The 24,563-nt window shown below is 37.9% G+C and carries 27 protein-coding genes and 1 pseudogene; 2 read left to right on the forward strand and 26 right to left on the reverse strand.

What is annotated here, in order from left to right; genetic code table 11:
* Positions 1-264: 264 nt before the first annotated feature.
* The 16 genes and pseudogenes from FGL72_RS09950 to FGL72_RS04705 all read right to left on the reverse strand — a co-directional run bounded on the left by FGL72_RS09950 (position 265) and on the right by FGL72_RS04705 (position 11,666).
* Complete coding sequence (locus tag FGL72_RS09950) at positions 265-354, reverse strand: hypothetical protein (RefSeq protein ID WP_243130171.1); 90 nt, start codon at positions 352-354, stop codon at positions 265-267.
* A gap of 38 nt (positions 355-392) precedes the next feature.
* Positions 393-1,388 (reverse strand): LacI family DNA-binding transcriptional regulator, encoded by a 996-nt coding sequence (locus FGL72_RS04630; protein WP_146992812.1) that lies wholly within the window; start codon positions 1,386-1,388, stop codon positions 393-395.
* 98 nt (positions 1,389-1,486) lie between these two features.
* A pseudogene (locus FGL72_RS04635) lies at positions 1,487-1,708 on the reverse strand (sugar ABC transporter permease); the annotation flags it as partial.
* 37 nt (positions 1,709-1,745) lie between these two features.
* Positions 1,746-3,248, reverse strand: coding sequence for a MobP2 family relaxase (mobP2, locus tag FGL72_RS09745; protein ID WP_186727988.1), 1,503 nt, complete (start codon positions 3,246-3,248; stop codon positions 1,746-1,748).
* The gene (locus tag FGL72_RS04650) at positions 3,241-3,543 is read right to left on the reverse strand and encodes a hypothetical protein (protein ID WP_146992814.1); all 303 of its coding nucleotides are present in this window, start codon (positions 3,541-3,543) and stop codon (positions 3,241-3,243) included. Before FGL72_RS04650 ends, mobP2 begins: the two co-directional genes overlap by 8 nt.
* The gene (locus tag FGL72_RS04655) at positions 3,536-4,246 is read right to left on the reverse strand and encodes a hypothetical protein (protein ID WP_146992816.1); all 711 of its coding nucleotides are present in this window, start codon (positions 4,244-4,246) and stop codon (positions 3,536-3,538) included. The genes FGL72_RS04650 and FGL72_RS04655 overlap by 8 nt, the downstream gene beginning before the upstream one ends.
* Positions 4,243-5,037 carry a DNA/RNA non-specific endonuclease gene (locus tag FGL72_RS04660; protein WP_146992818.1) on the reverse strand — a complete coding sequence of 265 codons (795 nt, stop codon included), beginning with the start codon at positions 5,035-5,037 and terminating at the stop codon, positions 4,243-4,245. The genes FGL72_RS04655 and FGL72_RS04660 overlap by 4 nt, the downstream gene beginning before the upstream one ends.
* Before the next feature lie 39 nt (positions 5,038-5,076).
* Positions 5,077-5,430 (reverse strand): hypothetical protein, encoded by a 354-nt coding sequence (locus FGL72_RS04665; protein ID WP_139988022.1) that lies wholly within the window; start codon positions 5,428-5,430, stop codon positions 5,077-5,079.
* A gap of 203 nt (positions 5,431-5,633) precedes the next feature.
* Entirely contained in the window at positions 5,634-6,617 is a 984-nt protein-coding gene (locus FGL72_RS04670; protein ID WP_146992820.1) for a coiled-coil domain-containing protein, read from the reverse strand.
* A complete protein-coding gene (locus tag FGL72_RS04675) occupies positions 6,617-7,045 on the reverse strand; it encodes a single-stranded DNA-binding protein (RefSeq protein ID WP_243130136.1) in 429 nt (142 codons plus the stop codon). Before FGL72_RS04675 ends, FGL72_RS04670 begins: the two co-directional genes overlap by 1 nt.
* A complete protein-coding gene (locus FGL72_RS04680) occupies positions 7,023-7,382 on the reverse strand; it encodes a hypothetical protein (RefSeq protein ID WP_243130137.1) in 360 nt (119 codons plus the stop codon). The genes FGL72_RS04675 and FGL72_RS04680 overlap by 23 nt, the downstream gene beginning before the upstream one ends.
* Entirely contained in the window at positions 7,354-7,626 is a 273-nt protein-coding gene (locus FGL72_RS04685; protein WP_146992824.1) for a hypothetical protein, read from the reverse strand. The genes FGL72_RS04680 and FGL72_RS04685 overlap by 29 nt, the downstream gene beginning before the upstream one ends.
* Before the next feature lie 23 nt (positions 7,627-7,649).
* On the reverse strand, positions 7,650-8,609 hold the full coding sequence (locus FGL72_RS04690; RefSeq protein WP_243130138.1) for a replication initiator protein A: 960 nt from the start codon (positions 8,607-8,609) through the stop codon (positions 7,650-7,652).
* The gene (locus FGL72_RS04695; protein ID WP_146992826.1) at positions 8,593-8,880 is read right to left on the reverse strand and encodes a helix-turn-helix domain-containing protein; all 288 of its coding nucleotides are present in this window, start codon (positions 8,878-8,880) and stop codon (positions 8,593-8,595) included. Before FGL72_RS04695 ends, FGL72_RS04690 begins: the two co-directional genes overlap by 17 nt.
* 272 nt (positions 8,881-9,152) lie before the next feature.
* A complete protein-coding gene (locus FGL72_RS04700) occupies positions 9,153-10,892 on the reverse strand; it encodes an MFS transporter permease (RefSeq protein ID WP_223246000.1) in 1,740 nt (579 codons plus the stop codon).
* A gap of 48 nt (positions 10,893-10,940) precedes the next feature.
* Positions 10,941-11,666, reverse strand: a complete 726-nt coding sequence (locus tag FGL72_RS04705; protein ID WP_004899740.1) for an SDR family NAD(P)-dependent oxidoreductase — start codon at positions 11,664-11,666, stop codon at positions 10,941-10,943.
* Positions 11,667-11,889: 223 nt separating this feature from the next.
* Between FGL72_RS04705 and FGL72_RS04710 the strand changes: the two genes are divergently transcribed.
* Positions 11,890-12,762: a LysR family transcriptional regulator gene (locus FGL72_RS04710; protein ID WP_004906967.1), complete on the forward strand. Its 873-nt coding sequence runs from the start codon at positions 11,890-11,892 to the stop codon at positions 12,760-12,762.
* Between the two features lie 41 nt (positions 12,763-12,803).
* Here the strand turns inward: FGL72_RS04710 and FGL72_RS04715 are convergent, their stop codons facing one another.
* On the reverse strand, positions 12,804-13,994 hold the full coding sequence (locus FGL72_RS04715) for an aminotransferase-like domain-containing protein (RefSeq protein ID WP_004899744.1): 1,191 nt from the start codon (positions 13,992-13,994) through the stop codon (positions 12,804-12,806).
* A 256-nt stretch (positions 13,995-14,250) separates the two neighbouring features.
* On the opposite strand from FGL72_RS04715, the gene FGL72_RS04720 reads away from it, so the two are divergent.
* On the forward strand, positions 14,251-14,796 hold the full coding sequence (locus tag FGL72_RS04720) for a GNAT family N-acetyltransferase (protein WP_004899745.1): 546 nt from the start codon (positions 14,251-14,253) through the stop codon (positions 14,794-14,796).
* Positions 14,797-14,882: 86 nt separating this feature from the next.
* Here the strand turns inward: FGL72_RS04720 and FGL72_RS04725 are convergent, their stop codons facing one another.
* From FGL72_RS04725 to FGL72_RS04765, 9 genes are all read right to left on the reverse strand, one after another.
* Complete coding sequence (locus FGL72_RS04725) at positions 14,883-15,182, reverse strand: hypothetical protein (RefSeq protein WP_004906971.1); 300 nt, start codon at positions 15,180-15,182, stop codon at positions 14,883-14,885.
* 17 nt (positions 15,183-15,199) lie between these two features.
* Positions 15,200-16,039, reverse strand: a complete 840-nt coding sequence (locus FGL72_RS04730) for a PTS system mannose/fructose/sorbose family transporter subunit IID (protein ID WP_004899750.1) — start codon at positions 16,037-16,039, stop codon at positions 15,200-15,202.
* Between the two features lies 1 nt (position 16,040).
* Complete coding sequence (locus FGL72_RS04735; protein WP_004899753.1) at positions 16,041-16,898, reverse strand: PTS mannose/fructose/sorbose/N-acetylgalactosamine transporter subunit IIC; 858 nt, start codon at positions 16,896-16,898, stop codon at positions 16,041-16,043.
* 25 nt (positions 16,899-16,923) lie between these two features.
* Positions 16,924-17,418 (reverse strand): PTS sugar transporter subunit IIB, encoded by a 495-nt coding sequence (locus FGL72_RS04740; RefSeq protein WP_004906974.1) that lies wholly within the window; start codon positions 17,416-17,418, stop codon positions 16,924-16,926.
* Between the two features lie 14 nt (positions 17,419-17,432).
* On the reverse strand, positions 17,433-17,864 hold the full coding sequence (locus tag FGL72_RS04745) for a PTS sugar transporter subunit IIA (RefSeq protein ID WP_004904015.1): 432 nt from the start codon (positions 17,862-17,864) through the stop codon (positions 17,433-17,435).
* A gap of 202 nt (positions 17,865-18,066) precedes the next feature.
* The gene (gene topA, locus FGL72_RS04750) at positions 18,067-20,160 is read right to left on the reverse strand and encodes a type I DNA topoisomerase (RefSeq protein ID WP_085698990.1); all 2,094 of its coding nucleotides are present in this window, start codon (positions 20,158-20,160) and stop codon (positions 18,067-18,069) included.
* Positions 20,161-20,201: 41 nt separating this feature from the next.
* On the reverse strand, positions 20,202-21,071 hold the full coding sequence (gene dprA / locus FGL72_RS04755) for a DNA-processing protein DprA (protein WP_004899762.1): 870 nt from the start codon (positions 21,069-21,071) through the stop codon (positions 20,202-20,204).
* A 71-nt stretch (positions 21,072-21,142) separates the two neighbouring features.
* On the reverse strand, positions 21,143-23,023 hold the full coding sequence (locus tag FGL72_RS04760) for an ABC-F family ATP-binding cassette domain-containing protein (RefSeq protein WP_133286214.1): 1,881 nt from the start codon (positions 23,021-23,023) through the stop codon (positions 21,143-21,145).
* A 156-nt stretch (positions 23,024-23,179) separates the two neighbouring features.
* Positions 23,180-24,427, reverse strand: a complete 1,248-nt coding sequence (locus FGL72_RS04765) for an acetate/propionate family kinase (RefSeq protein ID WP_004899766.1) — start codon at positions 24,425-24,427, stop codon at positions 23,180-23,182.
* Positions 24,428-24,563 lie beyond the last annotated feature (136 nt).

Below are 24,563 nucleotides of genomic sequence, written 5' to 3' on the forward strand. Positions count from 1 at the left end.
AAACAATATAATAAATATCACGATATCCCTGCCGGCACATATATTGAGTCGTTTATTCAATGCCTGCTCGATTATTCACGTCAATAGATTGTGTCTCTGCCGTAATATCTAAGCTAATTTTCAGTGTCTAACCTTTTTGTTGTAAATTATAGCTAATCGAATCAATAATTCGGTTCAACTGTTGTAACATCTTCTAAAAGTAAGAAACGAATGACATAATGGCGTTGGTTGACTAATGACCGTACGACTTGATTTGGCAGATAGTCAACGGTCTTTTTTTATTGCATGTTGTACTAGCACCATCAATTCAGGTGATACTGGATTTGGATGATTAATTACATGGCTAAGTGTCATTTTTGAGACATGTGCCTTTCGTGCAATATTATTTTAATTCACCACGTCTCATCACAAAATTCAGGTAAACGGTATGGCACAATCACGCTTGTTGCCTTAGTTTGCTCCAGGACAGAACGCTGATCGTTAAACAATAATCGAACCGCTTCACTGCCCAAACTACGTGGCAACACATCAATTGAATAGAAATCCTTACCACCAAGTCGTGCATATTCAGAACGATTAAAAGCTATCGTTGGCAATTTTGGATGTGTGGGTAAATGAGCTTGTGCTTGATTACGTGCCAGATAACCGATTTCGTCATCACTAGCAATAATGCCGTCAATTTCGTGATGCAATTCGAAATAACTTTCCAATACCTGTTTTTGCGCTTGAAAATCAAGTGGTAAAGATAAGACTTGACCGTCTGGTTGTGCAATATGAAAGCCGATTTCACGATTTCGCTCATAACGCCAATCAGCCAAAGTGCGAACAAGAAGCGGTGCTTTTAGGTTAAAATGGCCAACTAACTGTCTAGTTGCCTCTTCACCAGCTCGACGATTATCATTATCAACATATAAAACATCATTAGCTTGCTCGGGTTCACCAGTGACAACAACCCGGGCGTTGTTTTCTCGTAATAATTCAGAAATTGGATCATTTTCAACAGTGTAAAGCAGTATAAAACGGCGAACTTGTCCAGCTTCCACCATCATTTTAACGGCATTGTAGACTTCAGACCAATTGCTGCCCGTCGCAGTGGTCAATAAGTATTGTCGGGCAACGAGTTGAGAATTAATCCCGAATAGTAATTGCATTGAGAAAACATTTTCAGCACTATCTTCAGCTTGTGGTTGAAAAACAACCCCAACCGTGTTGCTTTCACTTTGTGTTAAGTTGCGTGCAGCAAAATTTGGCGTATATCCCATATCTTGTGCAATTTTTTTTATACGTTCCTTTGTTTTAGCACTAATTTTCGGTGAGTCAGACAACGCGCGCGAAACCGTCGAAATAGCAACTCCGGATTTATTTGCAATATCTTGTATTGTTACCATAGCGACCTCCTGTACACGTTATTTTAACATGAAAAAGATTGGGACTGACGTCTCAATCTTTTTAAACCTTTGACCGATTTACTTGTCACACCAGAAACCTAGAATCGTTGCAACATAATAAATAAAATCGTAATTGGAATTGCAATAATCACTGCCCCCGCAGCGAAACTCATGAATAATGAATTGGCTGTCTCTTTAGTCATTATCGAATATAATCTGATTGCAACGGTATAGTTTTTAACGTTGTCACCCATAATAATCTGAGCAAAAATGAATTCTATCCAAAGACCAGTAAACGCTGTCAATGACGTAAAAACTAAGAACTATTTCTTGTCTGGGTATGTCACAGCTTTTCCTCTAAATGGTACGGTGATTTTGTGATTCTATTTCTTCAATTTGTTGCCCCCTCGCTGCGCTTTTTTGGTTACGTAAGAATTGACGTTCTGCGTTTGTTTCAGCTCGAATGTCTTGTTGCCACATCCGGTTTATTTTGAAGAATGATCTGTTGCTTTTCAACATCACGTTATCTATTCGTGTTTTGTTGAAGTTATTTTTGACAGGAACATTATTTATTTGTGCTACTTTTGAATTGCTTTCTTGAATGTTGTTTTCCTTGAGGCCAGTTTTAATCATAGTCTTTTTGAGATGACTACCTTGGTGATCGTAAATTCTTGACCCAATGTTAATTAATTTTTGATCAATTGTTTCTAAATCATTATCTTGAATTTGATTAAAATGGCGATAGAGTTTATTGGTAAGTCGCTTACGCAACGCCTCATCTTTGTTTTCTGACAGCTTGCGCTGACCCTTGCGCATCAGACCCTGATCCTCAATGTTAAAAGCATCAAATTGTTGACCCAATTGTTTGAACTCATCATATTCTGACTTGAATTCGTTTTGAAACATATCATTAAGCAATTGATTGGTAAGGTAGTTGGCTTTCGCCATTTTTGTATTATTGTCCATTAAGCGGTTGTTTCCGACTTGCCAATGGCCTTTTTGGTCTTGAGGCAAGGCGAAAAAAATAGCTTTAAGTTGACCAACATAGCGTCCATTAGATAATACTTCTTCACTAGACGAGACAATATCTTTTTTCAATTGCCCTAACCCCTTCAAAACATCAGTCCGCTTTTGTCTTGATTTTTCGTTCATCAGCTCATTTCTGAACTCACGCTTGGTTAATTCAATCTTTTGTAATGGGATAACCCCTGTCGGTTGGCCTTTATAGGGACCTGATTGTTTTAACATTTCAGGTCTTGTCTCTTTCGATTCTTTTGCAAACCAGAGGTGCATATTTAAATGATCGGTGTCCTGGTGAACCACCCCAAACCAGACAACATCTTGTTCTGATTCACCCAAAGGTAATTTAAAACCCTTGTTAATCAATGTTTTCGCGACTTTTTGTTGGGCATGTTTTAATTTATCTTGATCAATGTTACCTGTTTTTGGATCATACAAGTTGTTCTCGACTAACCAGTCACCACGTAGAGAAAACGCTAACTCGTGAATGTTGTTGCCATTTGCTTGCGCTCCGTCTAGTCGTTTCCGCAAATTAGATATGTCGTGATTATTGTAATGCAATTTATCACTGCTAAATATTGGTTCTTGTTCAGTTGTTGCAGAGGTACGTGTTGCGTAACCAGACTCACCGAATTGTTTTTTTAAATCTAATAATTCAGTGATTGATTCATTATTTTGATCGTCGGTTTTATCCTTGTTGTTTGCGTAATCAACTAAGTTAGAATACTTTTGACCTTTAGCATTAGCTGAACTGGCTGTCACAAATTGTGCTGGCAGGTTAACCATCGCGGTTTTTTTTTCACCTAATTTAAACGCTGCTAGTTTTCCTGTTTTAGCCATTTTGAATTGCCTCTTGAATTTCTTCAATGCTATCAAACTCTTGATCATATTTTTCGGACAAACGAAAAACTTTGACTTTAGGAATATCTAAAATACTGGCGACACTCTCCAATGATTGATGAAAATTGTTTCTTAATACCAAAACCATCTGCGCATTATAGTAATCAACTAAATCTTTGATCGGTCGTGTTGCTACCTTGTTTTTATAGGTTGCTGGTTTGTGCCAATCATGTTCTTGTAATTTTTTCAGATACTGTTTTAACTGTTTATTTCTATTCTGTTTGGTTTTATTCATTTGAGATGATTCCCCTCTCTTGATTTATTTGTTGAATCCGTTGCTTATCCCGGAAGCGAATGCTTTTATAAGCGGCAAACGATTTTGCTAATTCCGAGTCTTCCTCTAACTCTGTTTCAGTTCCCAAAGCCTTAAGTTCAATTTCACTCATTGGATTAAGCATGTATTGTACTTCATTAGTTGCATCCATAGATTCAGGAATTGAATCCAGCTGACGATAAATCATTGCCATTATGAAACTTAGAGATTCTTCAATATTTTTATTTTGCGCTGTCAATTTAACTTCATTTTTGGATTGCGTGAGGGCATTTAACCTTGAGGCCAGTTCGCCCATAGATAAGTTAGCATTCTTTGAGTTGAGGACAATATTCTCAACAAAAAAATGAAGAGTAAATTTATAAATCGTACTTCTAGCGAATTGACCATTGATCACATCTGGATGCCGCTTTAGCCAATTAAGCAGTTGTTGGAAATACCACTCTTCGTCTTTTGAATTTCGTATGGTAACCATTTTCGGACTTGATTGATAAATTTCCTCAGGAACATCAGAATCTGCCAATAAGGTATCAATGAGTTGGAGTTCGTCCTGAATTTTTTTGGGAACTTCTGAAGCTAGTTGATTGGAAAATTTTTTGGTGAGAAAATTTTTCCTTTTGGCCAGGCTTTTGATGTGTTCAGTTCTGATTTCAAGCACATCTTTCATTCCTTTTCCCCTTTTGTTGCCTGCCCATTTTGGTAGTTGATTTGCCAACTATCTTGCACATTGAAAATGTAAACATTAAAGCTTATCGCAGTATCTTTTAGTGACTGTGCCATCATATGAACCCCACGAGGCACCAATTCCATATTGCGGTAGATTGGCGTCACTTGATAGCGCACATAATGACTAGTAGATTGTCTTAAATAATCAGCTACTTCTGTTTCGTAGGTCACCATACTTTTAGCATTTGGACGACTGTCTGCGTTTAATTGGTTAGTGCCAGTAATGAGGTTTTTAGGCTCGTTATTCAAACCTGTAAATTGATAGCCAATCAGATGGCTCCGGTTATACAACCAGTCGCTGACATTGACGCTCGTTTTGATGGCATGGTAACCAGGTGTCTTCACAGTTAGGCGTTCACGTGCTTTATCTTTTTGAGATGTCGGCATCAGTTTTCTGTTCAACAATGCGTTGGCAACCTGAGGACGACCGAGCCAATCCAGTGCAGATAGTTTTTGCCAACCAGTCGCTGAAATTTTCATTTCATCATTCGAAAATGTCGGTTGATTTTGATTGACCGATACAACGGATTGGCCATTAAATTCCTGAGTGGCTAGTTGCTCATTTTCTGTTGCATTGTGCGTTTTTTTATCAATACTAATGATTGGTGATTCGGTACTGAGTGAAACCATTTTCTGCATAATAGTGACACGATTGAAATAGCCGATGCCGATTAAAATGACGAGTATTATCAAAATACTTTTAAAATGTTTTGCACGTTTATAATTTTTCATTGATTACCTACTTTCAAACGACTAACTATCTCTTTGCTACTATTTTGTTTCATCATTTTTTACTTTAAACGGGTTCTTATTCTTCCCGACATCTGGTAATTCCATTTTGGGTAAATAAAAATCTAAGCGTTCGATAATTTTTTTTGCTAACTCACCTATAACCAAAGTATTTTCATTTTGTGTTTCGATCAACCGATTATTTGCTTCGATTAAGTCATCTATGTACGCATGCAAAACATTTGATGATTCCATTTCTTCAAGCCTGTTTGCATAATCAGCAATCACTTCTTTAATCAATTGATTGGATGTTGTATTCGTTTTTTCGGCATAACGATCAATCACATCAATGATACTTTTTTCAATACCACGAATTTCTTTCCTAACTTTAGACATGTAGACCTCTTTTTAAATTTGTAGATTATAACAGGTTAAGGGGGAATGCCGGCAGTTTCTGCCTAATCCCGCCGTGCGGGCATTCAAATGACGGTACCCTAAAGTAAATGTAATACGGTTGTTGTACCCATATAATACGGTTGTTGTACATGTTTTTCGTGCAAAAAAATGACCCTTTTGGGTTATTTTCTTTTTTTGTTCAATTACATTTCCTTGGTTTTTGGTAACTGTGAGTGTCCTTTTTTAACCTGCTTAATGGTTGCTTCGTATGTTTCAACTTTAGTCTTTGCGTTGCCAATATTGTTGCGTGCATCAGAGATTTGACTACGAATTTGTGTGATACTACTCCGTGCATTTTCAATGCTTGTTTGCAGTGAGCTATCAGTTGTATTGGCTTGTTGTTTCTCCAAATCTTTAATCGCATCTGTCTGTTGTTCAATCGCTTTTTGATATGATGCAATCGCTTGTTTATTCTTTCCAATTACTTCATTTTGACTTGCTATTTTTTCTTGATATTCTTCAATAGTTAAAGTCCGTTGCGAGGCATCTGTCAGCGTATTTGAATACGATACTTTGTCGCGATTGACCGTGAACTTACCTTGGTTTGCTTCAGATTTAGACGCCTTTGTTGTACTACTACTTGAAGCGATTGCACTCGCATTATTGGGTGCATCAATTTGATTTGTGTTGACATTTTTGTCGTGTGCTGTCACGGTAACCACGTTAAACTTTGAACTTAAATTGGTGAATTTCACGACCATAGTATTGTTCGAAGTTGGGATGTAATAACCTTTAACTTTTCTGCCTTTTGTATCGGCAATGGCTGTAAAGTAAATGTTATTAATATCTACGAATTGATTTTTTGAGTCGCCACCATTTGAGATGCGATAATGTAATTCTAAGACGCCGTTGTTTGGATTGAATGAAGATTTTGTTAACGTCGCAGATTTATTCATTGAGCCAAAAGGCATTGGGGTATTGAGTGGCGTACTTGGAATATTAGAAGGACGTGGTACGACACTGACAAGAATTGTCACTGAGACAGCCACAAGCATGAAAATGGCGAATATCGCGAGTAAGTTCCTTCGCTGGTGTTCAACAAACCAGGTAATAAAACGTTGATAGCTTTGATTCAAAAAAGTAAATTTATCACCAAACCATTTAAAGAAATTCATTGTTGCAATCATCAATATTCACCTCCCCATTCATTGAAATCGGCACTGTCAAAGTTCGGTATTGGTGGCAAATCAGAACTCGAACTTTGCTGATTTGTATCAACAGTTTTTGCTATTTTTGGTTGCCCATAAATTCTGAAAAAATTGACAACATTTTGCATTTCATAAACTACTTCTGTTGTTTCTGGTTTTGTATATTGATGGTTTCTCATGTTGAAATCGACCTCAACAACTAGTCCTTTTTGTGTCAAGAGATCACGAACTAATTCGGCCGTTTTACCAAAAGCAACATAGTCAATGTAAGTTGCCTTACCGTCTTTTAAATCGTTAATGGCAAGCGAGAAATAAGCGACAGGGAACTCCTTTTCTCCGCGAAGGTAAAACTTAATCTCGCGACTGAGACGGCCGACGTGGTGATTAGTTTGCATAATAATACTCATCCCTTCTTTGTTGCATCACTTGTTTAATTGGAGCTATTTTTAACTTCAATGTTGCCGACAAGGTTTGGTGTGTATCAAACAACCGTAAATAGCTATTTGTCGGCTTCGGCACATCTTGTGGTAAAGAACGGCAGCCAACATATTGCTGACCAAAGCAATCTTCAAAAACGTAATTTCGAACTGTTCTGCGCTGATCATGCTTCATAATCAAAGCCCTAAACTTTTCAGAAGACAGGCATTCATTTTTAAGTGGTTGGACTAAAATCAAAACCTCTTGATCCTGTGATAGCCTGTTTAATACTTGCACATCAAACAGGGATATTTGGTTGGGCTTCATCCTGAACCTCCTTTGGCTTAGCCGCTTCGTGAAATGGCAAATTGTAGGCCGTCATTAATTTTTGAATGGCCTGATAAGACGTCTGCGATGTCCGGTACATTCTGACCGCCCCATCATCTTTTAATGTCCCATTTTCGATGGCTTTTAAAATTTTTTGTGTGAGTTCTCCTGATGACTGCGCAGTAAATAATATCTTTGCGTTAAAATAATCTACTGCTAAAAAGACGTTGTATTTATGTAACATGCGCTCCCCCTTATAAAAGCTATTTAATACCCCATAGCGTATTTGTGAGTCGTAACAGCTGTTCGTATACGAGCAGCTAATCCTTTCGCAAAGTATCGACCGAATTGTTGATTATCAATTAAATTTTCATTCATGTAAACTAATTGCTTTTTAGCATTTTCTTCAAGAATGCTGATGAGTCTTACCTCGCCGTGAATGCGTATTTGGTTTTGCAAAATGGTGTTGCCACTTCGTAATTCATCTTTTAAAAACCCTAACGAATTAACTAATGATTTGACCACGATAGCAGATTGTAGAGTATCAGTAACCAGTAAATCGGGAATTAGTTTATGCACCACGTTTCTTAGTTGTGGATATTGCACTAATAGATTACCTGTCGTGAGTAAGTCGTTGACAGGCATTGAAATTTGATTTTGGTTCTCGGTCTCACCAATATATTTATCATCATCATCCAAAGAATTATTTTTAGTTTCATTCAAATCAGTATCACTTGACTCAGTATCACTTGACTGTCGTTTTGACAGTTCTTGATCTGTCATTTTGACAGTTCCGGTACTGCCGTTTTGACAGTTCTGGTACTGTCGTTTCGACAGTTCCTTGTCCCCCAGGGTATCAGGCCTGTGGATAACTTCTTTTTCGACATTTAAGTTGCCTATGTATAGTAAATTTGGACGGTTTAGTCCCTGGCGCTCCTCCTCAAGTAACCCGAAAGCATTGAGTTCTTTTTTGATGGCAATCACTTTCTTTTCACCAACATTCAACATCCGTTGCAGATCACCATTTTTGTAAATTAGATAGACGTCCCCAACATCGTCTATCCAATCATTCTTCAACGAGAGCTCGAATCGGTCTTTTAAAATGGCATATGCTAATTTTGACTCTGGCATCATTTTGCTATACTGATCATTTTCAAACAAAGCCTTCGGCACACGATAAAAGCGTTCACTATTCTCTACCTGTTTCTGACTAATTCGATCCATCATGTTCCCCAATTCTTTCCTTTAAGCGCTGGTACAGCAGTTTATCCGCAAAACTAACTTCTTCTTTGTCACTCTTCTCAACGGTAACCATGATGTCACTGACGGATAGGTATAATCCTTGAGATAAACGATTTGCTTCGAATGCATAAATTTTTGTCCTATCATGCTCGATGCGAAAAAGTCTGTTTTCTGACAAGTTAGTTAGTTTTGATAATTGGCGAAGTGATAAGCCGAGTTCTTCTCTTCTGTTGCGTATAAATTCACCTACACTCATAAATTTCTCCCATAACATATTTTTGTGTTACAATTCTAAAACGTTCTCACAACAATTTGCTAGGTGTAACTTAAACTCACAAAAAAACACCATATTATGAAAAGTAGAAGAATACTGTTATATCAAGGCTTTTAGGCCTTAATAATTGTAATATTCTACTTCATAATATGATGTACAACCTGTACTCAACATGGAATTGTGCTTGATAATCATCGCAATCCCTTTTTAAATCATACGAAGTACAAACTTAGCACGTTACATTATGGTCATAATTAATGTTTCAATCTACTTGTATAAAACATGCCTTTAATAAAGTAAATCAACCAATAGCCGCCAAGTGCAAGCCATGTAATAATAAATATAATCAGACTAATTTGATGTACTAAGGTTTTATGATATGTCAGACGAATTGTTTTTGCGCCATTTGGATTAACAGATAAAAAGCCACCCTTATTTTTGTATGCCTTTAGTCGTTTACCTTGCGTATCAAAAGCAGCAAATCCTTTAAGATAAGTAATCGGTGTTTGAACACTTCTAGTATTGCGCGGTACACCAATAATATAAAAATCTTGGCCTTTGACCATTGTTCGATTAGGTAATATTTGCTTATCAAACTGAACAAGAGAATCTGAATAAATTCTTTTAGCGTTACGCTCTTGACCTTGCGCACGATAATCATCCAAGACGAGAGATGGTCTATCTAACATCACTTGAATATTATCATTAGTCACGCCAAACAATGAATCGGTTTTAAGATTATCCTTGTTAGGTGCAACAATATGGTTCGTTGCATTATTAAAACCATCAACATGGCAATTTTTGGCAACCGTATTAAGCATCATGCCATTAAATGACAGGTATATTAACATGACTGACACAATTGGCAGCATTTTTTGCTTGATTTTCATTAAGTCTGTTACAGCAAAAGCAACAAATAGACTACCTAAAATCGCTGGCATAAAATGCCAACGATACGTCATCTGAAGAGCGCCACTCAGCTCACGGTTAAATAGATACCAAGGAAATAGATTAGAATACAGGAATAGTAAGGCTACGATATAAGATAAGCCCAATATTTTATAAACATAATTAAATTTTTTGTAGAAAATAAGTAGCGCAGTAAGACCTATAATTAGGAGCGACAAGACATCAGATAGGTTGAATATTCTCATCAACACGGTACTAAAGTTCGCACCAAACAAATCAGGGTTATTCGGTAAATTCGCCCAATTATTAGCCAATCTTTGCTCGATAAACGGAAAAACAAAGGCAGCAGACAGGCCTAACGTGAGCAACACTGATCGTAATAACTGATTCATGTCATTAATGGACAATTGCCTCTTGAAGTAAGCCACAACGACCATACATAAAACAGTTAAGACAATGCCCAATGTTGTTGGAATTGATAACATCACGGCAAAGCTACTATAAATTGCTGCACGTAACCAGGTGCGATTATCATGAAGGAAAATAATGTTATAGAAGCTTAGGACAACAACCGGTGCTAGTAGAATCACTATATTTGATGCATATTGCGTCATATACGCAATTCTAACAACAGCCACATTATCTAAAATGGCGTTACCAATGGCAGCCGTCAACACATATGTCAAAGCAAATGTGAATGCTAGTTTTATTTTAGAGGTTATTTTATAAACAATCGCAAAATTAGACCATAATGCAAAATAAACTACGATAATATCAAAAATCAAAATTGAGGTCACTGGTAATTTTGTTAGACGCCATAAAAATATTAGAGGATAAAACAAATACGTCGGATAAAAAAATTTTAAACCATAACCCCAACTATTTGTCCCTGAGTATCTAATGATGTCTGGGAAAAAATGGCCATTTTGCTGTGCCATGATTAACTCATGAAATTGGGCAATGTGAAATTGACTATCACGCCAAGTTACTAGCTCGCCATTTAACAGCAACGGCAAAAATAATATCATAGCGATAATTAAAAAGATAAGATGTAATCCCAGGTAGGATTGTATGTATTTCTTCAAAAGACTCCCCCAAAAAACAGTCATGTTTTCAAAAATTTGGTGATTATGCTAAATCGATTGAATATATGATTTCAGCACTTTCACAGCAACTGATAAGTGGTATTTCGTTGGCTTCAGCACAACATTGTGCCCAACATCATCAAAAAAATATCCTGTGACACCATCAAAATCTGAAGAAAGCGCAAGATTGCGAGCAAACGGCACATCATTTTTTGCTAAATTTTTTGTGTATGGCATCAATTGACTGCGAACATCACCAGGAAAAAAAGAATTAACCGTTGTATTTTGATGCGCAAGTCTATCCGCTAACAGCACCATTAACAACGTTTTATGTGTTACAACCCAAGCCGCCCTTGCTAACTGATTTGTTTGCAGTTCGCATATTGGTGCGAGACTGATTGCTTTGGGATTGCCACTGACGATTAACACACGGGCATTATTTAATCTCTCATTCAAGCCTACGGTAAGTTCATAGTGTGATAACAAATTATTTTTAATATTTTCATCAGCAGTTTGTGGCATTATACCAGCACTGTGAATCAACACATCAACGCTTGAAAAAGTGGCATTTATCTTTTCAACCGCCTTGTCGATACCTACGCGCTTAGACAAATCAGCTGATATACTGCTGACATTTGGCCCTAAATGTGCGACTGATGATACTAATTTGGTCTCATCTCTGCCAATAATAATTACCTTATTGTCACGCGACAAATCTTTTGCAATGGCAAATCCAACCCCTGATGAACCGCCAGTAATGACAATATTTTTCATGTTTGCTCCCACTCATACTCGATTAGTTTGTCAAATTACTAACGCACTCGAGTATACGCCAAGTCGTTTAATTTATCTACAATTTGTTGTAACCCATCACAAGATAAATTGTGATGATTAATTTATACCCTAACCACCATCAACTATATTATAATTAAATTACTCATTTTCATTAAAAAATAACGATAGCATATATTTTTTACACGCTAGGAGGCGGTTTACAATGAATACTTTTGTTTATGAAACTATCGTGTCAATTGTCGAGGAAAAATCCTTTCAACGTGCATCTGAACATTTAAACGTGACTGCTAGTGCTGTTAGTCACGCAATCAACCAAATCGAGAAAAAATACGGTTTTCCTATCTTTATTCGTAATCGCTCAGATGTGGTATTAACCTCAAATGGCCAAAAACTTTACCCTATACTACGGAAAATTCTTGCCGAAGAAAAAGAATTAGAAAAAGCCGTCCAGTCAATCCAGGGACTCGAATCTGGCATCATTAAAATTGGCGCTTTTAGTAGTGTTTGTATCAATTGGCTCCCCGATATACTCAGAAACTATTCTGGCCATTTTCCTAATATTGATATTTCTCTAACACAGGGTAATTTTTCTGAAATCAGCCAACTTGTTGAGTATGAAGAGTTAGATATAGGCTTTACACTCCTACCCGTAACAAATAATGTTAAGGTAACAGAATTAATAAAAGATGAAATAAAGTGTGTCACACCTTCTAACTTTAAACCACTTAACGGGCAAACAATCACACAAGCTGACTTACAGGGCTTACATTTCATCCTTCAGAAAGCTGACTATGACCGCGATACAAAAGAAACGCTAGATTATTACGACGTCCAACCTAACACAATTAACTTTTCAATTGACGATCAATCCATTGTTTCAATGGTCGAAGCCGGTCTGGGTTTTGGTATTTTACCAGATTTAGCCTTACAAAAATTGAGTGGAGATGTCAGCGTCTTTCCATTCGATGAGCCTTTTTACCGTACAATATCTCTTGTGCAGAGCAAAAATTCGCTAATTCCACCAGCCGTTGATGCACTCGTTCAAGCTATAAAAACTTATCTTAATGTCGCTTGATAATAAAAACACACTAACAGCATTAGTGTGTGTTTTTATTATCAGATGCTTTTTAATACCTGTGCTAAGCGCATAATGCCATCTTTAATGTCCTCATGCGATGGATACGTGAAATTTAATCTTAATTGATTTTTAATTTGACGTGAAGCATATTGTATTTCGGATGGTACGTAAACAACGTTGGCTTCTTGTAAAACTGGTCCCAGCAATAGTTTACCTGCATCTTGTGCTTCAGGTAAGCTAAGCCAAAGAAAGAACCCCCCTTCAGGTTTAGTAAATTGCACATGAGCTGGTAAATAGGTCTCAAGATAATGCACCATTGTTGCACATTTATCTTTATAAACCGCATTAACTGCTCGTATATGCTCATCAATATTGTTTTCAGCTAAAAATTGATCAATCGCTAATAAACTAATTTGAGATGGCTGAACATCTAAAGCTGATTTGATATCTAAAAATAATGCGATTAACTGTTTATTAGCAATCAACCAGCCTGTACGCAGTGCTGGTGATAAAATTTTTGAGAAACTAGAAATTAAAATAACTTTTCCACTGGTATCTAGTGATGCAATTGATGGCACCATATCACCTGTGTATCTTAAATAGCGGTAAGGACTATCTTCAATGATATAAAAGTCATATTCTTCAGCCAATGCTAGCAAAGCTTTTCTTTTCGCTAAGCTCATCGTTACACCGGTTGGATTTTGAAAATCTGGTACCGTATACACAAACTTGATATCCGGAAATTGTCTCAAAATTTGTTTAAGATGCGCAATGTCCATCCCATCGTCATTAACTGGCACCTCATGATAAGTCGGCTCATAACTATCAAACGCTTCTAAAGCCCCCATGTATGTCGGCCCTTCAACAACAATATGATCATTTTTATCAAGAAAAGCTCTGCCAACCATGTCAATCGCTTGTTGCCCGCCTTGAGTCAATATCACCTGCTCGGCACTGGCAGTCAAACCAAAGTATGTTTTTGTCATTGCCGCAATTTTTTGGCGTAACGATGCCGGGCCTTGCGTGCTATGGTACTGAAATATATCTGCTCCTTCTTGCGCAATTGCTTGCGTAAAAGCTTTTTGTAAAGCTGCACTAGGAAAAACAGTTTCGTCTGGCAGCCCCATGCCAAATGAAATATTGTTTGCTTGATTGGCTTGCGCAAATAAATCAGTCATTTTGAGACCAGTATTTGGTTGATGACGTTTTGATGCATTTAAAATTGCCATGATGTATTGCCTCCTTGTTATCTGAAGATTATATTACAGAATAATCTACATGCATGTCGGGAGACTATTTCCGTTTGAGTTGAAATAAATTCATGCTCGATTAAAACATCACGCTCACTGCTATTTCTAATATATAGCAACTATCAAAACAATAAACAACTCAGTAGGTTTAACTTATACAGCATATTAATTGACAAAATCTTTCACGCTATGTTTTGATTAAAGTATCACAACTAATTAACAATAGGAGTTAAATATGTCAAACATTCAAACTGAGCGTTTAATCATTAGACCTTTTTCGGATAAAGATGCACCAGACCTATTAGCTTATATGTCCCAACCCAGCGTCAATTGTTTTGCTGATGAACGTATCCATACACTCGCCGAAGCACAAGCTGACATCAAAGTACGAATGAAAGATGAACTGCAATTTGCTGTTGCCACGAAGGATAATAATCACTTGATTGGCCACCTATTTGCTCATCAAGAAGATGATGAGGGCCAAGATACTTATAGTGTTGGCTGGCATTTTAACCCGACATATAGTGGTCAAGGTTATGCAACAGAGGCAGCAGATGCTTTACTAAATTATCTCTTTAATGACAAAAGCGCACGACGAATATATGCTTACGTTGAAGAAGATAATATCCCTTCTCAGAATCTTTGCAAACGCCTTGGTATGCGACAGGAAGGCACATTTATCGAGTTTATCTCTTTTGTAAAAAACCCTGATGGTACCGATAAATACGAGAACACACAACAATATGCCATTCTAAAAAAAGAATGGCAAAACCTTACTTGATTACCGATAAAAAACATCTTGCTCAACAGCCAACACCAATATAAACTGGTGCTGGCCGTAAAAACAAGATGTCAAACAATTTCAAGTTATTTACTGACTACTTGATTTATCTTGGCATACTGGTCAATGACCTTGTCAAGATTTTTTTTGCCATGATATATAGCATACCCAACTGCAAGAATCAGAAGTAAACCAACAGTTGCACATGTAATACCTGCAACGAACAACCATAAATGATGTTGCCTAAATAGATAGGTTAATACAATACCAACACCCACAAGCATGGATAGAAAAGACTGCCAACGTTGCAAATTACGAATCATCTGCCGTTGAAAGATAATTTCATTTTTATATCCTTTGTCGATAGCTTGTAAATTATGAACCATTGGTTATCTCCCTTCCTTTAATACTTGAGTCCTGGGTTAAAGAAGCCAGTTAGTACACCAATCAACGCTACTACAACCAAAATTAACATGACTTTGATAGGCGAAATATTCTTTTTTGCCATAAGCCACCAGCATAAAACAATAAAAGCGGCTGTTAATAATCCTGGATAAACTGAATCAAGCTTATCCTGTAGCACCAAGTATGCTTTTCCTGAACCATTTCGCAAAGTAAATGATGTTTTTACAGTCACCCAGGTTGCAGCAACACCGCCGACAACCATACCACCAACAGTGGCGATGGCCTTACGAATCGCTTTTCCCTGGGCGCCAACTAAAATACCAACCGCTTTATCGCCTAATTCATAACCTTTAAAGTAGGCAAAACGCATACCAAAGTAACCAAGCAAATTCCATACAATAATATAGAAAATAGCACCAAGTGGTGAACCACCATCTGACATACCTAAAGCAATACCTAGAATAACTGGAATTAGCGTGCCAACAACTAGCGAATCACCAATACCAGCAATCGGACCCATCAAACCAGCGCGCAAGCCATTAATCGTTGCATCATCAACATGCCCATCATTTGCTCGTGCTTCTTCCAAGCTGGCGGTAATCCCCACAATAATTGAACCTAACTGTGGTTCAGTGTTGAAAAAGGCTGTATAGGTCTTCATTGCCTTTTCTTGATCTTCTTTATTATCATATAATTCTTCAACAATAGGCAGCATTGATGTTAAATAACCAAAAGTCTGCATATGCTCTTGTGAAAATGCCGTCAGATGACCATAAAACCAGTGATGAAAAGACTTATTCAACGTCTTACGAGAAATTTTCTTACCTGTATTCTCCATTTTATATGTCCTCATCTTCTTCATCATCAACTGTGCCACCTGTATTAGCTGGCGCGGCTTGTCGATTTGTATTAATCGCCATATCTAACTTATAAGAAATCATAGCAAAAATTAACGATACCACTGTAACAGATACTAAGTTCAATTTTAAGGAAGCCGCAAAAGTGAATCCAACAAAGAACGGAATGAAATCAACCGGACCATCAACTATCTGCTTAAGCAAAATTGCAATACCCACACATGGTAGTAAAGCGCCAACGGTAAACAACGTTTTCATTGGTATCCCATCCATTGGTAACGCGGTTTTTAGTGCCTGGACAGCGCTAGAACCGAAATGTGTCATTAAAACTGTTGGGATAAAAGAAAATATAAGATGTGAAATCCAAGGATAGCCCCAATCAACGGCATACAATTTTCTGAACTCACCTCTTTCAACAGCTCGCCAACCCATGTGTTGCCACACAAGGTTCATTGTTGCTGTACCATAGAAAAGGACTGTACCAACAGTACCAACCAAAGTACCCATTGACTTGGCTAAATCGGCTGCGTTTGCTGATGTTGCTGCTAACCCCTGTGAGTGAATGGCTACCATTGCTAATGGAATACCAATATATGAAACCGCACGCACATCAGCCGACACTGTACCACCTGGTGTAACCAAGGCAATATAGACCAACTGCATGGCGACACCTGCAGCAATACCCATTTTTAAGTCGCCTAAGATTAACCCACAGACTAAACCACCCACTAATGGTCGTCCCAAAGTGTAATTACCAATTGTCGACCCAGCCATACCAGGCATGGATGACAAACTGGCAAATATACCTAAGATACTTGCTTGTAACCAACTAATCGTCATATTCTCAACCTCTCATTTACCTGAATTACAGATTAAATTTACTTTTGAAGTCATTCCAGTAGCCAATCGAAACATCAGGTAAGAGTTGCAGTTTAACCTGATAGCCTTTAGCTTGAATTGCTTCAAATGCCTGTGCCTCCTCAGGTGTGATGGATTGGTTGTTTCCTAATTTAATAGCCTCAGGACGATCATTAGCAGGCCCGACAATTACTTTTTCAATATCGCTAGGCACAAACCCATAATCAACAAGAATAGTTTTCATATCTTGTGGTGTTTTGGTAATTAAGAAATATTGTCTCTCAGAGTCAAGTACTTGTTGCGCTTTTTCTTTAAAATGAGCTAAAGTCCAGACAAAGGTCTTTTTTTCTGATGCACTTTTGAAAGCATCTTTTAATACTGGATTAGTTGCCGCAGCATCGTTGACTGCAATCAGTCCATCACAGGGGTATTCTTTGGCCCAACGCGTAACAGTTTGCCCGTGAATAATTCTATCGTCAATACGTACAAATGAAATACTCATAATCTTAATTCCCTTCAAATTTCGTCTTCATCTTCGTCTGCTTCAATGAGTTCAAACTGTTTCACTGCTGTGGTCGCCTCATGCAATACAGCTGATACTAAGTCGTCCCCGCTCATCGTGTTCTTTAAAATGGCAGCATTCAAAGCCATGGGGAAGTTCATCCCCCCCAAGACTATCGTCTCTGATAGACGCTGTTGCTGATTAAGTATATCAGTTACTGTCGTTAATGGGCTGCCCCCTATGATATCACCCAAAACAATTAAGCCGTCATCAGGCGCTATATCACTGAGTAATGATTTAAATCGACTGCCAAAGTTCGTCGTATCTTCACCCGATTTTAATCCAATAGCTCTAACCTGCTCAATATCATCACCAATGAACATGCTCAAAGCATCTCTTAATCCCTCTGAAAACTGACCATGACTTACCAATATGAGGTAGTTCATTCTTATTCCTCTCACTTTCCATAATTAAAATGTAAGTTTCACGGTTTAAATGTAAGCGCTTCCATAACCTAAATCATATTCTACTCTTAATTTTCATAAAAAACAATCCTATTTTAGTAAAATGTTATTTTTATTTAATCTACATATGTTAGAGAAAAAAGTTCTCATAATGTCATGGTATTGACATTGTGAGAACTTAATCTTAGTCTGTAGTTTTTGTTTGATTTTCACTATCTTCTTTTGGTGTTGTGCCATCTGGTAGAGTTTTATCTGTTGGTTTCTCCCAAGAAACAAAGTCGCAATCAGGGTATCTTGAGCAACCATAAAAAGTACGTTGTTTTTTGGTTTTTCTCTCAACAATTTGTCCTTTGTGACATTTTGGGCACAAAAGCCCAATTTCTTTAACAATTGTCTCCGTGTGACGACAATCTGGGAAACGAGCACACGCATAGAACTTGCCATAACGCCCCATTTTTACAAGCATAGGCGCTCCACAAACTGAACAATCAATACCAGCCAACTCATCATGCATGATAATCTTTTCTAATGTTGTTTCAGCTTTTTCAACTTCTTTTGAAAATGGTTTGAAAAATTCATCAATGACCGGAACCCAATATTTTGCACCAACTTCGACCTCGTCTAACTCATGCTCAATTCTAGCTGTAAACTGTGTATTGGTCACGTCAGGGAAGCTTTCTTCAACAATTGTCTGCACAATTTCACCGAGTTCAGTAGGCACAAATTTACGTGCGTCTAATCGTACATAATTTCGCTTTTGAATCGTTTCAAGAGTTGGCGCATAAGTCGAAGGTCTACCAACACCATTTTCTTCCAAAGCTTTAATTAAAGCAGCTTCGGAGTACCGTGCAGGCGGTTGGGTAAAATGTTGTTCAGGATCGGTTTGTTCTATTTTAACTTGATCGCCCTCTTCTAAATGAGGTAATGTATTATCTTTCTCTTTAGCGGCTGGATAAGCTTTAGTAAACCCCGGGAATTTCGTTTTGGAACCGTTTGCTCGGAATAAGACACCGTTTTGAGTAATTGTCACGGCCATTGTATCTAAAATTTCTGGGGTCATTTGACTTGCAACAAATCGCGACCAAATGAGACTATATAGTTTGAACTGATCAGGGGTTAATTTATCTTTGATACTATCCGGTGTTCGTGTCACATCTGTTGGTCGAACTGCCTCATGGGCATCTTGTATGCCTTCAGCACTAGGTTGTTTAACTAGTTGATGCTGCGCGTATTCTTCTCCCCAAGTTTCATGTATATACTGTGTTGCGGCGTGACGTGCCATCTCAGAAATTCTCGTTGAGTCTGTACGCATGTAGGTAATGAGTCCTGTCTGTCCAATACCCCTACCGAGATTAATGCCTTCATACAGCTGTTGTGCTGCCATCATTGTTTTTCGTGTTCTAAAATTCAACTGAGTGTTAGCCGTCTGTTGTAAAGTAGAAGTTGTAAACGGACGCTGCGGATTACGTTTCCGTTCTTTCGCTTCAACTTTTGCAATTTCAAAGGGCTCATTGCGATTAAGACGCTTTAAAACATCTTGAACACTATCATTATCTGGTAGCTGCTGCTTCTTATCATCCACACCATAAAAAACTGATTGAATTTTTGAGCGTCCTTTTTTAAATACGGCGTCTAATGTCCAATACTCTTCCGGTTCAAAAGACTGAATTTCTTTTTCTCGTTTAATAATAAGGCCGAGAGCAACAGATTGTACTCGGCCAGCTGACAACCCACGCTTGACTGTTTTCCAAAGAATTGGCGAAATAGAGTATCCCACTAACCGATCGAGTATGCGACGTGCTTGCTGCGCGTCTACTAAATCTTGATTGATTAAACGTGGGGTTTTAAAAGCATTTTTTACAGTATCTTTTGTTATCTCGTTGAATACTACACGATTTGGTGCCGTATCGTCGAGTTGTAGTATATGCTGCAGATGCCAAGCAATTGCCTCGCCTTCACGATCCGGGTCACTTGCTAGGTAAACATTTTTGGCTGCCTTAGCTGCTTGACGCAAACCTTTAATAATATCGCCTTTGCCACGAATATTAATATACTTTGGTTCATAGTTATTATCGACATCGACCCCTAATGTTGATTTAGGTAAATCTCTCACGTGTCCTAGGCTAGCAATTACTTTGTAGGTACTTCCGAGATATTTCTCAATTGTTTTTGCCTTCGAAGGACTTTCCACAATGACAAGATTCTTTTTTCTTGTTTTTGTTGTCGTTTTTTTAGTTTTTTTTGTTGTGGTTGTTTTCTTTTTTTCTGATTCTGCCATCTGGTATATGCCTTATTTTTTACTTCTTAGTATATAGCATATCAGATTGTATTAAGTAATTGCACACTTTCTAAAATATCTTCCGGCTGAACGACGAGTTTTGCACCCAAGCTCAATAGTTCGTTGGTGCCTTGCGCTGTCTCTGAAAAAATACTACCAGGCACCGCCAGAACATCACGATTATTTTGTAACGCTAAATTAGCTGTAATTAGACTACCCGAACGTTTTTTAGCCTCAATGACTAATGTTGCAGATGATAAACCAGCAATAATACGATTACGCTCGGGAAAATGCGACCTGAGTGGTTTGCTACCGGCTGGATACTCACTAATCAATAAGCCTGAATTCGCTATTTGTTTTTGTAAGGCAGCATGTCGATTAGGATATACCACATCTAATCCTGTACCAATGACACCAATAGGCACACCACACGCTGCAAAAGTTATCTGGTGTGCCATAACATCTATCCCTTGCGCTAGACCTGACACAATTGATATACCCTTGGAAATCACCGTTGGTAATAAATGCCGAATCGTTTCTAGTCCGTATGGTGTAGCTAGCCGTGTCCCAACAACAGATAAACTTGGTAATTTAAGTGCATCTAAATTACCTTCATAAAACAATATCAACGGTGGCTGGTGGATTTCGCGTAATGCCTCAGGATAGGCTTCATCAAAATAACTAAGATAAGGTAATTGAAAAGTCGACGCCCTATCCAGCGCTTTATCATAAGATTGCGCAATACGCATACATTGTTGTGGTTCAGCTAATCGTGTAATCGTTTCTAACGACCAAGGATACTGTGTTGGTAAATTACCAGAAATTATAAAATGCAATAAGCGCGTGCGGGTGACTAGACCAATCCCTTCGGTCATTGTTAGTGCTAATAATTGTGTTCTTAAATTCATCATGATTACCTCCACAAATAATACGAAATCAATCTAAAAACGCTAAAAAAGCAGATGATTGATTAATCATCTGCCTATCCCTCAACAATCTCGCTCAAATAACTCCAGCGTGTCATTTTTTCATCTAACTGTTTTTCTAGTTGCTCTTGTTCTTTTTGTAATTCACCCAATTTAACATAATCAGTACCAAACTGTGCCATTTTATCAGGAATGGTTCGAATGCTTGACTCGATTTCAGTAATTTCATCTTCAATCGTGGCCCACTCTTTTTTTTCTTGATAAGTCAATTTTTTCTTGGTTGCTTTGGTTATCACAGGCTTGGCGTTCGGCGCTATTTTATCAGTTTCTGGTGACTGTAATAATTGCTCATCTAAATAGTCACTAAATAAACCATTGTATTGCTCAATATTACCATTACCTTGGAACATGTATAGTTTTGTTGCTACCTTATCCAAGAAATAACGATCGTGGGAAACCGTAATGACAGCACCAGAAAAACGGGACAAAAAATCTTCTAAAACGGTTAACGTGCCAATATCTAAATCGTTTGTCGGTTCATCAAGTAACAAAACATTTGGCTGTTGCAAAAGTAGTTTCAACAAATACAGCCGCCGTTTCTCGCCACCAGATAACTTACGAATTAACGTACCGTGCATAAACGGTGGAAATAAAAACTGCTCTAATAAGTCAGATACACTAATTTGGTTGCCATCTTTGTCTGTTACAGCACTAGCAACATCAGAAAGATAAGCAATCACACGCTTATCCTCAGGAATATCTTCTGTGACTTGAGTATAATAGGCTAACTTAACGGTATCTCCTAGTTCTATTGTGCCACTGGTTAAGGGTAATTTCCCTGCGATAGCATTGAGAAGCGTTGATTTTCCTGCACCATTTGCACCAGTAATGCCAATGCGATCGCCAGAAGACACACGCAGATTAAAGTCATTTAAAATAACTTGTTGTCCAAACGTCACGCCAGCATGTTCAATGACAATGACTTTCTTACCAAGTCGCTGTTGCCCAAGGTTAACAGCAACATCTTCATCGACCTGTAAATTTCCCATTTGTGATTCTAACTCGGCAAAAGCATTTTCTCTGGCTGTCTGTTTTGTTGTTCGTGCTCTGGCAGATTTTCTCATCCATGCTAATTCGCGCTTATACAACTGTTGTTGCTTATGTTCAGCTAGTTTACTTTGTGCAACGCGCTCTGCTTTACCGGTCATGTAATCTTGGTAGTTACCTTTATATTCGTATAACTGACCGAAAGATAATTCAAAAATACGATTTGTGACAGCATCTAAAAAGTAACGATCATGCGTCACCACCAGAACTGCACCTTTATAGTCGCTCAAAAATTTTTCCAACCAAGCGATAGAATCAAAATCAAGATGGTTGGTTGGCTCGTCTAGAATCAATAAATCCGGTGCTTCAATTAGTACTTGCGCTAAACCAACACGCTTGCGTTGACCACCAGAAAGTTCGCGTACGCGATGTTGTAATTCTGGCATATGTAGCTGCGTTAAAATCGATTTGATATGCGCCTCTGTTGTCCACGCATCCTCCGTATCCATTTCATTCTGAGCAATTTCAAATTTTTGGGCAATTTTGGGATCCGTGGGATTTGCGCTAAACTGCTGTAAAGCATACTCATAAGCGCGAATTGTTTTAAAAATAGGTTGACTTCCCGATAGAATGGCATCCATTACTAAAGCATCATCGTTTAATTTCGGGTCTTGAGTTAAATAGCCAATGGTATAGTCGTTTTGTGTGGTAATCGTGCCACCGTCAGCAAGATGAACACCCGAAATAGCATTCAGTAATGATGTCTTGCCAGAGCCATTGACGCCGATAAGTCCAACGCGATCACCCTCGGTGATTAAAAACGAGATGTCATCAAATAAAATTTTTTCGCCGTATGTACTTTTTAAGTTTTCTACTCTAAATTGTTTCATATTTCTATTATACTTGATTTTTGAGCTATAATAGCAAACTAATGAAAAAAATCTATCTTTAAGGTAGCGTTATTTGATTAGGCAAATCATTCTCATATGCCCAACAAAAAAAGCACTAGCCAAATGTCTCTGCGCATTGACTCGTGCTTTTTTTAGTTAACGTAATGCTTCAACATCACGTGCAATCATCAACTCTTCGTTAGTTGGAATCAATAATCCAGCAACAGATGAGTCTTGTGTTGTCAAAATAGTTTCTTTACCACGAACGTTATTGGCTTCAGCGTCGAGCTTCACACCAGCAAAAGCAAGTGATTCTAACACCTTAGCACGTGTTACTGCATCGTTTTCACCGATACCAGCTGTGAAGATAACCGCATCAACACGGCCCAGTTCAGCAAAGTATTGTCCAGCGTAACGAATAACACGATCATAAAACATATCTAATGCTAACTTGGCATGCGTATTTGTGTCTTGAACATCTTCTAAATCACGCATGTCACTTGAAATAGTTGAGATACCCAGTAGGCCGGATTTTTTATTCAAAACAGATAGCATCTCTTCGTTAGATAATCCTTCACGTTCTTGAATATAATAAACCAATGATGGATCAACATCGCCCGAACGCGTTGCCATTGTGACACCTGCTAAAGGTGTGAATCCCATAGACGTGTCATACGATTTACCATTTTTGATTGCTGTAATTGATGCTCCAGCACCCAAATGGAAAGAAATCGCGTTGAACTGTTCTAATGGTATGTTTAACATTTCAGCAGCACGTTCTGTAACGTAACGATGTGATGTACCATGAGCACCATACTTACGTGCGCCATAACGTGCATAATATTCGTAAGGAATACTATAAAGATAGTTCTTTTCAGGCATTGTTTGATGGAATGATGTATCAAAAACAGCAACTGAGAGCGCATCTGGCAATAGCTTTTGGAAAGCACGAATACCCATCGCATTCGCTGGATTGTGAAGTGGTGCATAGTCTGCTAAACGATCAATTTTTGCCAAGACTTCTTCTGTGACAACAACTGAGTGATTAAACCACTCACCACCGGCAACAACACGATGTCCAACCCCTGTAATTTCACTGAAATCCTTAACAATACCAAGATCTGTTAACTTCTGCAGTAAGACATCAATGGCCTGATCGTGATTTTTAATTGCCATCTCATGTTCAAATTTTTGACCACCATTTTTTGTTAGTGAAATATGACCTTCTTCGGCACCAATTAAACGCTTTGGTTCAATATCTTTACCGTACTTAATTGTAATTTCGGCATTATCTTGACCAATACGTTCGATAATTCCTTGCATCAATACTGTTTCCTCAGGCATTTCTAGCAATTGGAATTTCAATGATGAGCTACCAGCGTTAACCGCCATGACTTTTGACATCGTGTCTACCTTTTTAACCTTTAAATGTATTCATAACAGTGTTTACCCTATTATGTCATAAAAACATTGTAACATTTTTTGAAAATAAAGAACACGTTGATATAACAGTAATATGTTACAATATTTATACATTAAA

Source organism: Leuconostoc citreum, assembly GCF_007954785.1.
In the GTDB taxonomy this organism is placed as follows: Bacteria; Bacillota; Bacilli; order Lactobacillales; family Lactobacillaceae; genus Leuconostoc; species Leuconostoc citreum.